12 protein-coding genes (1 of these 12 only partly in view) are annotated in these 15,320 nt (G+C 35.8%); 6 read left to right on the forward strand and 6 right to left on the reverse strand.

Annotated features, from left to right (window positions below):
* Positions 1–104 carry the end of a DUF1564 domain-containing protein gene (locus tag LEP1GSC059_RS04950; protein ID WP_020980400.1) on the forward strand. Its footprint begins 427 nt before the window's first position, so only the last 104 of its 531 coding nucleotides appear in the window; the start codon falls outside the window, past its left edge; it ends in the stop codon at positions 102–104.
* A gap of 39 nt (positions 105–143) precedes the next feature.
* Here LEP1GSC059_RS04950 and LEP1GSC059_RS04955 read toward each other — a convergent pair whose 3' ends face one another.
* From LEP1GSC059_RS04955 to asnS, 3 genes are all read right to left on the reverse strand, one after another.
* The gene (locus tag LEP1GSC059_RS04955) at positions 144–917 is read right to left on the reverse strand and encodes a DUF1176 domain-containing protein (protein ID WP_017214235.1); all 774 of its coding nucleotides are present in this window, start codon (positions 915–917) and stop codon (positions 144–146) included.
* Positions 918–1,645: 728 nt separating this feature from the next.
* On the reverse strand, positions 1,646–2,437 hold the full coding sequence (locus tag LEP1GSC059_RS04960) for a hypothetical protein (protein WP_017214236.1): 792 nt from the start codon (positions 2,435–2,437) through the stop codon (positions 1,646–1,648).
* Positions 2,438–2,832: 395 nt separating this feature from the next.
* Positions 2,833–4,140 (reverse strand): asparagine--tRNA ligase, encoded by a 1,308-nt coding sequence (gene asnS / locus LEP1GSC059_RS04965; RefSeq protein ID WP_020980411.1) that lies wholly within the window; start codon positions 4,138–4,140, stop codon positions 2,833–2,835.
* Positions 4,141–4,221: 81 nt separating this feature from the next.
* Between asnS and folD the strand changes: the two genes are divergently transcribed.
* From folD to LEP1GSC059_RS04990, 5 genes are all read left to right on the forward strand, one after another.
* Positions 4,222–5,076 (forward strand): bifunctional methylenetetrahydrofolate dehydrogenase/methenyltetrahydrofolate cyclohydrolase FolD, encoded by an 855-nt coding sequence (gene folD / locus LEP1GSC059_RS04970; RefSeq protein WP_017214238.1) that lies wholly within the window; start codon positions 4,222–4,224, stop codon positions 5,074–5,076.
* A 15-nt stretch (positions 5,077–5,091) separates the two neighbouring features.
* The gene (locus tag LEP1GSC059_RS04975; RefSeq protein ID WP_002177721.1) at positions 5,092–6,057 is read left to right on the forward strand and encodes an acetylxylan esterase; all 966 of its coding nucleotides are present in this window, start codon (positions 5,092–5,094) and stop codon (positions 6,055–6,057) included.
* Entirely contained in the window at positions 6,054–7,469 is a 1,416-nt protein-coding gene (gene cysS, locus LEP1GSC059_RS04980) for a cysteine--tRNA ligase (RefSeq protein ID WP_017214239.1), read from the forward strand. Before LEP1GSC059_RS04975 ends, cysS begins: the two co-directional genes overlap by 4 nt.
* Positions 7,454–8,215, forward strand: coding sequence for a 23S rRNA (guanosine(2251)-2'-O)-methyltransferase RlmB (gene rlmB, locus LEP1GSC059_RS04985; protein WP_017214240.1), 762 nt, complete (start codon positions 7,454–7,456; stop codon positions 8,213–8,215). The genes cysS and rlmB overlap by 16 nt, the downstream gene beginning before the upstream one ends.
* 691 nt (positions 8,216–8,906) lie before the next feature.
* Positions 8,907–10,025, forward strand: a complete 1,119-nt coding sequence (locus tag LEP1GSC059_RS04990) for an esterase/lipase family protein (RefSeq protein ID WP_017214242.1) — start codon at positions 8,907–8,909, stop codon at positions 10,023–10,025.
* Positions 10,026–10,249: 224 nt separating this feature from the next.
* On the opposite strand, the gene LEP1GSC059_RS04995 is transcribed toward LEP1GSC059_RS04990, so the two are convergent.
* The 3 genes from LEP1GSC059_RS04995 to LEP1GSC059_RS05005 form a co-directional block, all read right to left on the reverse strand.
* On the reverse strand, positions 10,250–12,469 hold the full coding sequence (locus LEP1GSC059_RS04995) for a PAS domain-containing sensor histidine kinase (protein ID WP_017214243.1): 2,220 nt from the start codon (positions 12,467–12,469) through the stop codon (positions 10,250–10,252).
* Between the two features lie 448 nt (positions 12,470–12,917).
* The gene (locus LEP1GSC059_RS05000; RefSeq protein ID WP_017214245.1) at positions 12,918–14,363 is read right to left on the reverse strand and encodes a catalase; all 1,446 of its coding nucleotides are present in this window, start codon (positions 14,361–14,363) and stop codon (positions 12,918–12,920) included.
* Positions 14,360–14,908 carry an ankyrin repeat domain-containing protein gene (locus LEP1GSC059_RS05005; protein WP_002177733.1) on the reverse strand — a complete coding sequence of 183 codons (549 nt, stop codon included), beginning with the start codon at positions 14,906–14,908 and terminating at the stop codon, positions 14,360–14,362. The genes LEP1GSC059_RS05000 and LEP1GSC059_RS05005 overlap by 4 nt, the downstream gene beginning before the upstream one ends.
* Between the last annotated feature and the right edge of the window lie 412 nt (positions 14,909–15,320).

A 15,320-nucleotide genomic window follows, 5' to 3' on the forward strand; every position in this document is an offset into this window, starting at 1 on the left:
AAATGACTTGGAAGATCAACAAAAGACAAAATCTCATTTCAAGAGAATTACAATTTGAACCAAACCCAATGACAGATAAATACCCATACTATCTAAAAGAATAAAAATCGCTCAGCACAAATACAATATCAAAAAACTCTAATTCATTCGAAAAGTCTGTTCCAAAATGAAGGATCCACAGAAATTTCAGTCCATTTAAGTGGAATTTCATCCGCTGGATAAGAATACATCCCATCGCACTCCAATTTAACCCGAATCTCCTTAAGAATCGGTTTTTCAGTTTCGGAAAGACCGTAACGAAAATACGTTCCACAGTCACCCATTCCTCTCATTTTTATGAAAGATACAAACTCCTTAGTTTCTGGTTTAAAAAATCTTACGATCGTTTCACTTTCAAAACTTTTCTTATGAACAAATCCGTTTTTCTCTTCAAAGTCAAAAGCATGAAACTTTAGAATTTTAGTTTTTGCAGGAATCGATCTTTCATTATATATAAAATAAACGTTATAACGATTGTAAGCCGCAGATGAACATAATAACTCTCCTAAAAATTTACCTTCGGAAAGTGGAAAAAATTGAATCGGTGAATATTGTAAAAAATCTACATATAGGTGATAACTGATAAGACCATCCTCACCTAATGCAAGTTCGTTGTATTGGCAGTCTTTGGGAAGTTGCGCCCGTAATTGATCCAAAGCCTCCGCACAAATCAATTCCGGATGTTTATTTTTTTCTCCTGGAATATGAGCAATAAAATCACAATCTTGAGGCCAACGAATTGAAGTCCTTTTAAATCCGGATTGTTGAATGTTCAATTCTATTTTGTTGATAAGAATTTTTACACCTAAAAAAATTGAAATTATCACAAAAAGAAAAACCACAATGAGTTTTCTGAATTTTAAAATATTAGAATACACTTTATATTTTCCCTAAAATAATATAAGCTCGATAAAATCCAATGCGAAAGCGATTGAAGCGTAATGAAACTCAGCCTCTCCAACCCAATAGATCGATTCCTGAATGCCGATTCTTAGAAAGGCATTCGCCGAGTTTACGGATCACTCTTGAAAACCAGTTTTTCGCTTCCTACGAGTCGTTCGACAAATCGTGTCCTATAATCAATTGTAACTAAAAACGAAATATTGCATTACGTTTCTTTCATACAATTGATCGACTGAATCTAAAAACGGTCCGGTCCGGCAGCGCTGAATTCGTCCCAATTTTTTTTGCTAAATTTATGTTATTGAAGCGTAAAACACCGAGATTTATTATATAGCTCCGAGTAAAAACTTAATCTATTTTAGCGTGAACTAGACGCAAGAAAACGAGAAAGAATTTTCTAAAAGTAACAGTTCCTACAATTTTAGAATTTGTTCGTAAAATCGTGATTTGCGGAAGCTCTCACAATTCTATAGACCGAGATCGAAACTTTTTTAGAAAAATGAACCATAGATTCCTTACACCGAACTCAGTCTATTTTAAGAATCGTAATCAATAAAACCTCTTGTTCTTCCTCGAAAGATAAAAGCAAATTAGTATTTTAAAAAATTAGCATATACTGAATTATTAATCCTATAAAATAGTTTTTTATAATTCAATACTGAACGCACAATTAGCCTAGCGCTTCTTTTAAAAAAGAAAGTATTTACGAATTAGCCGCAACCAACTCACTAAAAACTTCTTCCGCCTTTTTAAAGTTTTCAGAAAAAAGATAAGCAAAACCTAAATCGATCAATTCTTGCATCGAAAGAGATTTTCGTTTCTCTTCCATTTTAGGAATACTCGCAATTTTTTCTGAAAATTCTTTTTTCTTTTCGTCAAACGTTGGAAGTTCTTCATAACCTGGAATTTTCTCGAGAACCGATTTTGCTTCGTCAAATTTTCCCATATAAACAAAAGCAAGCCCCAATGCACCCATAACGTCTCTTTCTCCCGAAAGTCGTTTTGCATTCTCCGCAAAAACCTGAATGGCTTCTTTATAATTTCTAAGATGATAGTTGGAAAAAAATTCAGACTTACAAAAAGAATCGTTTGAGAAACGAATCTTGTAAATAGAAATCAGATTCAAAACGGTTTTAAAATCTACTGCGTCTTCACTTACTAAAATACCTGTTTTCAAGATCGAATACGAGACAGGAACCGAAGAAGACTTAAAATACTCTAGAAACTTTTTGGCTGCTTCTCTAAACTTTCCAGCTTCTTTCAATAAATACGCTTCTAAAAGAGGGGTTAAAACCGAGGAACCTTTTAGAAAATAATTGATTTCATAATTAGAGCCAGATTCAAACCCAGCAATTCCACTCAAATGATTTAAAAAAACATGATTCGGATTTTTTTTTGCAATCTCGATCACTTCTTCATAAGAACCTGTTTCAAATAATTCCCAAGCGGTTTCTTCAATAGAAGACGGATTGGATATGGCTAAGTTCTGACCCATAGGATAACCTCTATGTTTCTTATCGGATGGGTTAAGCAGAAAATCCTGAAAAAAAGTGAATCGGGATCACGAATGCGAAAGCGATTGCAGCGGAGTCAATAAATTGAAACCGACGGCGAAAGATCGTTTCACATTTTTTTCCTCTAATTTATTGACTGGAGCGGAAAGCGCGTTCGTGAGCCTTGGAAACGATACAATTTGCGAGCGATTCGCCAAAATAACTCTTAGGGACTCACCTCAGCTACGCTGAGAAACAACGACTACGGAAGGCCAACCCCATTCATGAGTTTTGCTACCTTTTGTATGAAACGCTCTCTCAAACTAAAGTATCACTTCTACGGTCGCTCGACAGGTCGCGTTGAACTCAGCAAAACGCTTTCCTTATGGGTCGCGTTTTAAGGATAAAGTCGTTCCATCATCCTTGGAAATGGAATACATTCCCTTATATGTGGTAACCCACAGACCCATGCGATCAATCTTTCCGACCCCAAACCAAAACCGGAATGTGGAACAGATCCGTATTTTCTCAAATCTAAATACCAGTCATAAGATTCCACGGGAAGTTTTTCTTCTTTGAGTCTGTGTACAATATTTTCGTAATTTTCTTCTCGCTCAGAGCCTCCGATTATCTCCCCCACCCCGTCCGGTGCGATTAAATCTGCGTTTAACACAGTCTTAGGATCTTCTGGATTGACCTTCATATAAAATGCTTTTGCTTCTCTTGGATACTTTTGGATAAAAACGGGACCTCCAAATTCCGCTGTCAGTATTTGTTCTCTTTCGGAATTAATATCGTCTCCCCAAACTATATCTTCTCCTTTGGACCGTAAAATCTCAAGCGCCCTTGTATAATCAATTACCGGAAAATCTTTTTCTAAATACGCAAGTAATGGAGTCGGATCTCTTTCTAATACTTTCAAATCTTGGTATGAATTTTGAACCGTTTCTTTAATGACCGTCTTTACGAAGTCTTCTTGCAACTTTAAATTTTCTGCATGTCCTACAAATGCCACTTCCGCTTCCACCATCCAAAACTCGGTCAGATGTCTTCTAGTTTTACTCTTTTCTGCACGAAACGTAGGACCGTAACAAAATACTTTGTTATGTGCAAAAATTGCAGTTTCCAAATAGAGTTGCCCCGTTTGTGCTAAATAAGCGTTTCCTAAATCGAAATATTCCGTAGAAAATAAAGTTCCTGCACTTTCTCCCACCGATCCAGTAAGGATCGGAGTATCTATGAGTAAAAAATCTCTTTCATGAAAGTATTTTCGAATCGCAAAAGAAAGATTGTCTCTCACCCTTAGAATCGCCAATTGTTTTGAAGAGCGTAACCAAAGATGCCTTTGAGAAATTAAAAAATCAATCCCGTGTTCTTTCGGAGTGATCGGGTAATTTTCGGATTCTCCTACGATTTGAATCGATTCCATTATAAGTTCGAATCCGATTGGAGACTTTTCATTTTTGACCAACTTTCCAGTCACGCTTACGGAAGTTTCCTGACGGAGATGTTTTACGGTTTGAAAAACTTCTTCTCCTAAAATTTCTTTTTCCGCAAGCACCTGTAAAATTCTCCCACTGTTTCTAAGAGAAAGAAACTGTCTCGCGTTACTTCCTCGGATCCCGTGCACCCAACCTTGGATGACTACTTTTTGATCTACATACTTTTTTAAATCATGATTACTTATAATTGGAGTTTCAGACATGAACCCATTTTACGGTTTTGATTTCATCGGAAAGAATATTTTTTACCTGACAGAGAAGACTGTCTCTAAATCCTGAGAAGTATGAATCCGGTTCTTTTAGATGGAAAAAAACTCTCCGAAAAAATTAAGGACGAAATTCGTTCTGCAATTGAAGAACGAAAAACTAAAAATCTTAGAATTCCAAAACTAGCCACAATTTTAGTGGGTAACAATCCGGCTTCCGAAACCTACGTTTCGATGAAAGTCAAAGCCTGTCATTCTGTAGGAATGGGTTCAGAAATGATCCGTCTCGGAGAACAAACCACCACCGAAGAGTTGTTAGACGTTATAGATAAACTCAATTCGGATCGCCACGTGGACGGAATCTTACTTCAACATCCTACTCCTTCGGGAATTGACGAAAGAGCCGCATTCGATCGGATCGCTCTTTATAAGGACGTGGACGGAGTGACTACTCTTTCTTTCGGAAAACTCTCTATGGGAGTAGAAACTTATTTACCTTGTACTCCGTACGGTATGGTTCTTTTATTGAAAGAATATGGAATCGACGTGACAGGAAAAAACGCGGTAGTAGTTGGTCGTTCTCCTATTTTAGGAAAACCGATGGCAATGCTTCTAACGGAAATGAATGCAACTGTGACGCTATGCCACTCTAAAACCCAAAATCTTTCGGAGATAGTTCGTAACGCAGACATCATCGTAGGTGCAGTGGGCAAACCTGAATTTATCAAATCGGATTGGATTTCTAACGGCGCCATTCTTTTAGACGCAGGTTACAATCCCGGTAACATAGGAGACATTGAAATTTCTAAAGCCAAGGATCGTTCTTCTTTTTATACTCCCGTTCCGGGTGGAGTTGGCCCGATGACAATTGCAGTGCTTTTATTACAGACTCTTTATTCTGCAAAAGAACACTTTACACCACCGGTAAAGTGAAAACGATGTTTCCAGATGGCGATCAGTTTTGACGAATGTTTTCAAACCTATCCGGAGCTTCATAGCCCAAGTGATTTAGACGAATTTTGGTCCGAAGCAATCCGGGATTTAAAAAACTTTCCAATTAAAAAACAATCCAAGGCGCTTCTCAAAGGTTCTATTATCAAGGAAACGATCTATGATATTTCCTTTCAATCTTGGGAAAATGTAGTCCTTACCGGAACCTTAGTCATTCCTCGAAAAAGAGGAGATCTTCCGGTAGTAGTTTACTTCCACGACTATGGAAAAGACAGACCTGGCATCATCAAAGGACTTACAGAAACTGGAGTCGCTCAACTCATTTTAGATCTTAGAGGTCACGGTTCTCAATTGATTCGTCCCTTACTCAAAGAAGGAGAAGTCCCCGATCCGGATTGGACCCCCGGTTATTTTGCCAAAGGTTTAGATGGAAAGGATTCCTTTTATATGAAGGGATTGTATTTAGACGTAATCCGAGCCATAGAATTTTTAAGACTTACAGACGGTATCGACGGAGATAAAATCATTTTAGCAGGGAAATCGATGGGAGCGTCTCTAGCCGCCTTCGGTGCTTCTTTTACAAACCGGATCAAAGGGCTTATATTAGAAACTCCTAATTTTTGTCATATAGACGACAACCAACTCAAATTAGACAAAAGTTGGATGAAGGAAGTCAATAACCAATTAAACAGTTTTAAAACCAAAAAAACTGCAATGAAAAAAAGTTTAGCATATTATGATAGTATAAACTTTTCTAAAAAGATCAAAGTCCCTACTCTGGTTTCAGTTGGAATGGAAGATAAAATTTCGCATCCTAAATCTATTTTTGCTTTTTTTAATCACCTAAACTGCGATAAAAGAATGCAGGTTTATCCTACGGAAGGAAACGAAGCAGGTTTCAAAGACGAAAAACAAAACGGCGCTAACCTAGAATTTGTGAGGGAAATTTTCTTTCCCGAATGATAGAAATTCAATTTTACAATTCACTTTCGGGTAAAAAGGAAAAATTTTCCCCCTCCGATCCAAATCGTGTAACAGTCTATTCCTGCGGACCAACCGTTTATAATTTTGCTCATATAGGAAACTTACGAGCTTTTCTTTTTGTGGATGTTTTACGTAGATCTCTCAAACTCTTAGGATACGGAGTAGATATGACGATGAACATCACGGATATAGACGACAAGATCATCCGCGATTCAATTGCATCTAAAAAAAGTATCCAGGAATTCACTTCTCCTTGGACAAAAGCTTTTTTTGAAGATTTAAAAACAGTTTCCGCTGAAATTTTAGAACACTATCCGAAGGCCACCGAATCGATTCCGGAGATGATCGAAATCATTCAAAAATTAAAAAGCAAAGGTTTAGTTTACGAAAAAGACGAAAACCTTTATTTTTCGATCCAAAAATTTCAAAACTACGGAAAACTCAGCAAGATAGATACTTCCGGAATGAAAACAGGAACTCGTTATGATACGGACGAGTATGAAAAAGAAGATGTAAGAGACTTCGTTCTTTGGAAAAGCCCTAAATTAGAAGGGGAAACTTCTTGGAACACGTTAGTCGGAACAGGTCGCCCAGGATGGCATTTAGAATGTTCGGCGATGATTCGAAAAGTATATGGAAGCGGAGTAGATATTCATACGGGTGGTGTGGATCTTTTATTCCCCCATCATGAAAATGAAATCGCACAGTCCGAAGGAGCTTTTCCAGAAGAGTCTTTTGTAAAAACATGGCTTCATTCAGAACACCTTCTCGTGGATGGTCAAAAAATGTCCAAGAGCAAAGGAAATTTTTATACGTTACGCGATCTTGTTCAACAAGGTTTAGATCCTAAAACAATCCGTTTTCTTTTAATCTCTACACACTATCGTTCTAAATTGAATTTTTCCACCGATCGAATCGCAGAAGCTTCTTTGAATATTCGAAAAATCCAAAATTGTTTGGATCGTCTTTTGAATCTCGAACCGGACGCGAAAGCGGATTCTTCCTTTACGTTTTTTTCCGATGCGGTTTTACAATGGAAAAAAGAATTCGAAGAATCTCTTGCGGACGATTTAAACGTTTCCAAAGCTTTGGCGGTCGTTTTCGAATCCGTAAAACAAATTAATTTCTTACTGGATACAAACCAGTCCGACTCCAAACAAAGGATCGAATACATTCAAATTCTTGCATATTATGATCGTATTTTAGGAGTTCTCAATTTTGAATCTAAAAAGGATTTGCTCGATTCGGAAATCGATTTTTTGATCGAAGAAAGACAAATCGCCAGAAAAAATAAAGATTTTGCAAGATCCGACGCAATCCGGGATCAACTTTTAGCACAAGGGATTTTGATAGAGGATACAAAAGAAGGAATCCGTTGGAGGAAAAAATAGCTAAGCCTGAATACATTTTCGGAAAGAGGACTCTGATCGAACTTACGGAGGCTAACATAGGAAAGGAACATTCATTTCCTTTTATCCAGTTGTATGTAAAGGAAAACCCAGGAACAGAAATTATCGAAAAAATATTAAACAAAATCCCTTCCTTTGTTCAAGTTCATAAAGTAAATGTTTCTAAATTAGATTCTCTTGTTCCCGGAAGAAACCACCAAGGAATTGTAGCACTGAAAGCTCCTTACAAACAAACTACATCCGACAAAAGAAATTTAGAGGAATTTCTTTCCGAAAAACCGGGAGCTTTTTTGATTTTAGATCGAATCCAAGATCCCGGAAATTTAGGAAATATACTTAGAACCGCCGAATGTTTCGGAGTTACAAACATCATTCTTCCCGAAAGAGAATCTGCGGGAATTACTCCTGTTGTTGAAAAAGTCGCGTCTGGCGCGCTTTCGTTTTTAAAAATTTTTACAGTTAAAAATCTTGCCAACACTTTAGAACTTTTAAAAGAAAACGGATATTGGATTGTTTCTACAAGCGATCGTGGAACAGAAGATTGGTCCAAACTACCCGATCTAAATGAAATCGTAATTATAATGGGAAACGAAGGAGAAGGTATCAAAAGAATTCTTATGGAAAAATCAGACTTCGTACTTAGAATTCCGATGTATGGAAATCTTTCTTCTTTGAATGTAACCGTTGCCACTGGGATCGTTTTAGATAGAATCGTAAATCGTAAGTAACGTAAAATCTCGAATTCTTACATTTTCAGAATTTATCTGTAAAATTTCGATTTGTGATAATTATCATATTCTTTTTAGAGAAAAATTCATTTTTATAAAAGTTTAAAACGACTCACATTCAGTAATTTTTAATAAAGCTCATTAGAGTTATTGAAAAATAAATCGCCACTTAGTTTTTGTTTCATGAAAACGGTCGATTGAAACAATTTTATTGATCGTCGCTATGAAATTTTTCAACAACTCTGTTTTTTACTCAGAACTATTACTACTCGGGCGTATAAAAAAATATTATGCTGCATTTATTTTCAAAACTTAGAATGTAAAATCCTTTCAAAAAAGCCAACAATTCTAGGTTTGAGGCAATTTCGCGAAGACTTTTATATCTTAAAAAATTACCAGTTAATTTTGGTACCATTTTCATACGTCCGAGTAGTAATAGAATTCTTTATCATAAAAATCTGTTTAATACAAATCAAATACGTTAGAAAAATAAAACTTCTGACCAATCCTATAGATTTATTTTAACGTATAGTTCGATCCGATCATAAAAAGTTTATAATTCTCTGATAAAGACTTTTCAAAATATATTTAATTTCAACTCTTCTCAAAATTGGCCAATTAATTCTAAGATTCTTATAAATTTCAAAATTATCTCTTGCTTTTTTGAATTTTTTGCATATTCCTAAAGTGTATGAAATCATCTAGAATTTTCTTTATATTCTTTCTTTGTCTGGGTTTATTTTCCTATTGTAACAATTCTTGGGATAAACTAAAACCTTCTAAAAATAAAAACACCGCGGAAGAGTTATTAAAAAACTTAACCGTCTTATTTTGGGGAGAATTCAATCACGAACTCTATAAGTTCATTCCGGTTTCTTTCTTTACTTTAAAAAGCCAATTGAATGCGGACCAATTTGCAGTGGCCACTTCAGAATCAAAAGAAAACAAACCAAAAATTGTTTTAATCCACGGTTGGGATTTTCAAGAAAAAAATTCAGATCCTCCCACGGATAAATTTGCTAAGGTAACCAATATTAGAGAAACCTGGGACGATGTTTTAGAAATGTACTCTCAAAATATTTCAGGAGTTCAAAACAACTACGAACTTTATACATTTACGTATCGAACCTCAGATTATGTGGAGAATAACGGAAAAAGACTCATCGATAAACTCAATTCGGTTTTTACTCCCGAAGACAAGGTAATTCTACTCGCTCATTCCATGGGAGGTCTTGTAAGTAGGTCTGCTCTTTATCACTCAAACAATACAAAAGACGTAATCGACTTTATAGTCAGCTTAGGAACTCCTTATCTGGGTTCTCCCTTTGCTTCTTCTAGTTACCAAGGAAATTTTGGAACGTTAGGCGAACTTATGTCATTCTTAACCGGCACAGAAGGAGGAAAAGACCTCGCCTACACAAATGCGTTAGGCACCTTTTATCAGGTTCCGATCAACGAACTTATTGGCGGAGCTTTCAATCCGTATTTAGAAAGGCTTCTTGAAGAATCTTCTAAGGATTCAAGAGTAACTGCGTTTTACGGAGAAATGAATGTTTGCAACAATCATCCCGGTTCGGAATCCATTTATATCATCGGGTGTAATTTTTTGTCCAATGGAAGTCCCAGTTTTACAAACAAAAGCGACGGAATTGTAACTTCTACAAGTGGTAAGATGTCTTCTAAGCTGCAAGGGGTTCGGCAATTTTCTAAAAACTTTGATCATGCCCAGCTTTCTTTTCGTAATCACGTAAATACAACTTCTAGAAACGCCTATTTTGACGAAGTTTTAAACGTAATTAACTCTTTGTAAAATTAGAACAAATTTATCTAAAAATAAAAATTTAAACGAGAACTGAAAAATTCTAACCCACAAAAATTATTTTTAGTAAATTCAATTATTACAATATTCTGAAGCAAGTACAAATAAGTCTTTTATATAGGACATAACTCTTTTTTGTTTCTTAAGGTTTTGCTATAAAACCTAAATTTGTAAGAGTTCCCACAACTTAAGGTTTAAGCGATTGAATTTATAACTCAAAGAAAAATGATTTTAAAAGTAGTTCCGTTATTCAACCTACTTTCCACTTCGATTTTTCCACCCATAGCTTCCACTTGATTTTTAGTGATGAACAATCCGATTCCCTTAGCATCCTTATTATTGTGAAAAGTTTTATACATTCCGAAAAGTTTATCCCCATATTTTTTCATATCTATCCCAAGACCATTGTCTGTAATACTAAGAACCAATCTATTTTCTTCATACTTTGCGTTTAAAGTGATCTCCGGAATTCTATCTGGATGTCTATACTTTACAGCATTGGTAAGAAAATTTAGAAGAATACTTTCCATATACGATGCGTTACAACGAACTCGAATTGAATCCGAAACTAAATTATGAATTTGAACCTGATATTTTTGAATTTCTCCTCCGATCGTCTGAGTCGCTTTTTCAATATAATCTCGAAGACTAATTTCGGCATTTTGAAGATTTTTATTCGTTTGAATAGAAACTACTTCGTTTAAATTCCAAACCGTATCCATTAGACTATCCGAAGCCTTTGCGATATATTGTATCATCTTTTCCTTTTCGGACTCGTTTTTGGATTCCTGTAAAATTTTAAGAAGCATTGATATATTTCCAGTGTGGGAACGAAGATTGTGTGAAACTATATGAGCAAAATTTAATAATCTTTCATTCTGGTTATTTAATAGATCCAAAGTTCTCTGAAGAGCCAATTCTTTTAGTTTTTGCTCTTGGATGTTTTGAAACGTACCCGAAACACGAATACATTTTCCATCTTTATACTCCGGTTTTCCAATAGACCGAGTCCACACCATGTTTCCTTTTGCAGTCAAAATTTCAACTTCGACGTCAAACGGCTTGCCCGTCTGAATCGACTCAGCTAAAACGTCTGCAGATCTTTTTCTTTCCTCTTCATTCCTAAAAAAACTTCCTACTTCTTTACCATCCGGTTTATAATCTTCTGGCAATTCGAAAATCGACTTTGTCACCTTACTCCAAACTCTCGTGTTTGTTTCCAAATCCAATTCCCAAGATCCTATCTGCGCGGCTTCATTGGTCCTGGTTAGAATTTCTTCCAACTTACTTCTTTCAAACTCCTTTCGTTTAAGAGTAGTAATATCTGCGGTATACATCAAAATTCCACCTACTACATTAGGAAAAGCATACCAAGGTCTGACTTCCCAGAGAATCCACTGAACCGTTCCATCTAAACGGGTAAAAGCTTCCTCTTCTCTTCGAATTACGTTTCCATGTAAACATTCTTGGTGAATCGATTTCCATTCGTCTCCAATTTCAGGAAAAATTTCATAATGAGAACGACCGATGATTTCTATTCCATCCAAATAATAATCAACAAGCCACTGCTGAGAAGCAGCCATATATTTCATGTTTGTATCAAACATAGCAATCGCAGAAGGTGCATTCTCAATAAATACCTTAGTCAGTTCATAACTTTCTTTTAATGCGATTTCGGCGTTTTTATGTTTGGTAATATCCCAATTAGTTCCTAACATTCGAAAAGGTTTTCCGGAAGCCATTCTTTGAACAATTGCAATCGCCTTAATAAAATGTACGGAACCATTCGGCCAGATGACTCTAAACTGAGTGTCAAATTCTTTTTCTCCGGAAAGAGCTTCTGCATATTCCGATCTACATCTTTCCAAATCATCTGGATGTAAACTAGACTCCCAATCCAATACAGTTCCTGAAAACTTCTCTCGAGTAGTTCCATAAAGTTCAAACATAGTATCATCCCAGGATATTTTCCCGGAAGTAAAATCCAGATCCCAAATTCCTACCCTCGCGGTTTGAGTGGCAAGTGCAAGTCGATCGACTGTATGTTGTAATTCGAATTCTATTTTTTTGGATTTTGTAACGTCAAAGTAAGTTCCAACCATTAGAATCGGTTTTCCTAATGAATCTTTTTCTACCACCTTACAAGTACATTTAAACCAAACGATACTTCCGTTTTTATGTAAAAAACGAATATCCGCTTCGTATGGTTGACTCAGATCTGTTTTTAAATAATCTTCAAATTCGTTACGAATCGGACCGAGGTCTTCCGGAAAAATATGAGACTGCCAAGCCGATATAGAGTCACGTAACTCTTCTTCTTGATAACCCAACATAGATTTCCAACCAGGACTTAAATAACTTTTATTTTCGGAAAAATTTTTTTCCCAATATCCAGCGTGTGCTTGTTCTAAAATCGCTTTAAGAATATGAATCATTGTTTATCAATATTTCGACTATTTATAAGAACCTAACACGCAAAAGCTCGCACTTGAATTCTTTCTGGTCAACTAAAATGAAAACCAGGATAATATCTTGAACGATTTCTATTGACAGTCAAGCTGAAAAGGTTCTGCGTTAAGATTCAAAAAAAAGAATGTATTTAAAAAGGAAAATTGAATTTGAAAAACGAAATGGATTCGTTTTCAAAAGATAAATAACTTTTGTCCATAGAATAGAATATATAATATTTTGCACTCAAACGAGTTTTTACGATACAGATTTGCTCCACTCTATAACATATTGAGTAAAAAACAAAGGGCCTTTCTAATTTACATCCGGTTTTAAGACAAAAAGCGGACTATTTTGAAGACCCTTTTTTGAATAGGTAAATTTTATCGAGTTTGTATTTCGAAAAACGATTTGTAAATTCTATATTTCACTTTTTTAAACCCGACTCAAAGTAAGACCTACTTTTGCAGCCAATTGATTTCCATATTCTGGATCACAAAGATGGAAATGTTTTAGGTTGGCTTCCAATAAATTTCTAGGAAGATTGTGCATCGTAGAAGCGATAGCAGAAGTCAATCTTTCCCTTTCCTCAACACTCATCAGTCTATACAAATCTCCTGCTTGAGAATAATCATCGTTTCCTATATGGGAATTATAACGATCCATATCCCCAGAAATACTCAAAGGAGGTTCAGCATAGGAAGAATCCTCTACCGGTCCTTCAAAACTGTTCGGCTCATAATTATCATAACTTCCATCACACTGAAATCGAGTACGACCGTCCCTATGATAAACGTTTACTGAATTTTTAGGTCTATTGACAGGAAGTTGTTGGTATTGAATTCCCAAACGGTATCTATGAGCGTCCGGATATGCAAACAATCTTCCTTGTAACATTTTATCCGGAGAAGCACCAATACCAGGAGGCATATTAGAAGGAGAAAATGCAGCTTGTTCTACTTCTTCAAAATAATTTTTAGGATTGGAGTTCAATTCCAAAATTCCTACTTCTATCAAAGGGTAATCTTTATGAGACCAAACTTTGGTAAGATCAAACGGATTGAATTTATACTTTGTGGCTTCTTTTTCAGGCATGATCTGAACACAAAACTTCCATTTTGGAAATTCTTTTCTTTCAATCGCCTCGAACAAATCCCTGGTTGCATAGTCCGGATCAGTTCCGGCTAACGCAGACGCTTTTTCCATACTTAGATTTCTAATTCCTTGTATGGATTTAAAGTGAAACTTAGTCCAAAAACGTTCTCCTTTAGAATTCCAAAGCCCAAAAGTATGACTTCCATAACCGTTCATAAAACGATAACCGTCTGGTATTCCTCTATCTCCAAAAAGAATAGTGATTTGATGAAACGCTTCGGGAGCACCAGCCCAATAGTCCCACATACGAATTGGGTTTTTATAACCGGTAATGGGATCTCTTTTTTGAGAATGTATAAAATCAGGAAACTTCAAAGGATCTCTAGCAAAAAACACAGGAGTATTGTTTCCCACAAGATCCCAAATTCCTTCGTCCGTATAAAATTTAATCGCAAAACCTCTCGGATCTCTTTCCGTATCTGCAGAACCTTTTTCTCCTGCCACGGTGGAAAAACGTAAAAAGAGAGAAGTTTGTTTTCCCTTTTTAGAAAAAACAGAAGCCCTAGAATATTTCGTCAGATCTTGAGTAATCGTCAGAGTCCCATAAGCCCCAGCACCTTTTGCGTGAACTACTCTTTCGGGAATTCTCTCTCGATTGAAGTGGGCAAGCTTCTCGATCAGATGTGTATCCTGAATGAGAACCGGCCCTCTAGGTCCGGCGGTTAAAGAATGTTGATTTTGTGAAACCGGATGACCTCCGGCTGTAGTAAGGGTTTTTCTGCTCATTGTTTTTCTCCTTTTGTAAGTTGAACGATATATAAGATCCAAGATTTAAAAAAAGTTAAAAATCTTTTAGACCGAGACGACTTAGATTCGCTCAGAAGATTGTTTACTTCCGTTCTACCAAACATATTAGAAAATTGAAATGCGTTTTGCCCTTTTGGATTTTTATAGTTCTTATCCGCCCCTGCGTTTAAAAGAATTTCCACAACCCTTACGTGGCCTTTAAAAGCGGCTCCCATCAATATAGAATTCCCTTCCTGATCCGTAGAGTTTACGTCTGCACCTTGAGAAATTAAAAATTGACTGGCTTCTTCCCGCCCGTTGTAAGCGGCTAACATTAATAAGGTGTGACCTTTACGATTTTTTTCATCCAAATGTTTCAGAGAATCAATCTGTTGTTTGAGAGCATTTACATCCCCACGTCTTGCGGAATCAAAACATGGATTCTCCGGCTGCATACTTTTTTGATACTCGATCCAAGCTTTGGAAAATTTTGGAATCGTTTTATCGGAAATATTCTTTTCTTGAGTTTCAGTTGATTGATTCATAAGTCATCATTTGGGTAATATTCCCAATCCAACTAAATTCATTCTAAATCGATAGAATTTCATTTGAAAAGGATCCGTTCTAAAAATTTCTTTAAGAAGATTAAAAACGTTTTGAAAACAACCTTATTCAAATATCAAATTTTCATAACCCAAATCAATTTCTGAAATTGATCTCTTTGTAAAATAGATCCGATTTTTCAAAATGGGCCGACCGAATAAAATTATTTCATTTTTGTTTTTAGTTTAGAATCGTTTCCCTATTCTACTTGGACAAAAAGTGTCAAAATTGATTTTATTTTCTTCAATTCTTTAAAAATTCGAAACTCATCTCAAAAAACACCATTCATTTAATATATCAATTCATAATTTTCAATATTAATTTATAATTAAATTAATTTGATTCAATATTTAA

The sequence above is a fragment of the Leptospira noguchii serovar Panama str. CZ214 genome (assembly GCF_000306255.2).
Lineage (GTDB): Bacteria > Spirochaetota > Leptospiria > Leptospirales > Leptospiraceae > Leptospira > Leptospira noguchii.

What these genes read in the sequence shown, in the direction of transcription:
- LEP1GSC059_RS04960 (WP_017214236.1), bottom strand. Translation starts at nt 2,437, where the DNA reads ATGGGTCAGAACTTAGCCATATCCAATCCGTCTTCTATTGAAGAAACC.
- asnS (WP_020980411.1), bottom strand. Translation starts at nt 4,140, where the DNA reads ATGTCTGAAACTCCAATTATAAGTAATCATGATTTAAAAAAGTATGTA.
- folD (WP_017214238.1), top strand. Translation starts at nt 4,222, where the DNA reads ATGAATCCGGTTCTTTTAGATGGAAAAAAACTCTCCGAAAAAATTAAG.
- LEP1GSC059_RS04975 (WP_002177721.1), top strand. Translation starts at nt 5,092, where the DNA reads ATGGCGATCAGTTTTGACGAATGTTTTCAAACCTATCCGGAGCTTCAT.
- cysS (WP_017214239.1), top strand. Translation starts at nt 6,054, where the DNA reads ATGATAGAAATTCAATTTTACAATTCACTTTCGGGTAAAAAGGAAAAA.
- LEP1GSC059_RS04990 (WP_017214242.1), top strand. Translation starts at nt 8,907, where the DNA reads ATGAAATCATCTAGAATTTTCTTTATATTCTTTCTTTGTCTGGGTTTA.
- LEP1GSC059_RS04995 (WP_017214243.1), bottom strand. Translation starts at nt 12,469, where the DNA reads ATGATTCATATTCTTAAAGCGATTTTAGAACAAGCACACGCTGGATAT.
- LEP1GSC059_RS05000 (WP_017214245.1), bottom strand. Translation starts at nt 14,363, where the DNA reads ATGAGCAGAAAAACCCTTACTACAGCCGGAGGTCATCCGGTTTCACAA.
- LEP1GSC059_RS05005 (WP_002177733.1), bottom strand. Translation starts at nt 14,908, where the DNA reads ATGAATCAATCAACTGAAACTCAAGAAAAGAATATTTCCGATAAAACG.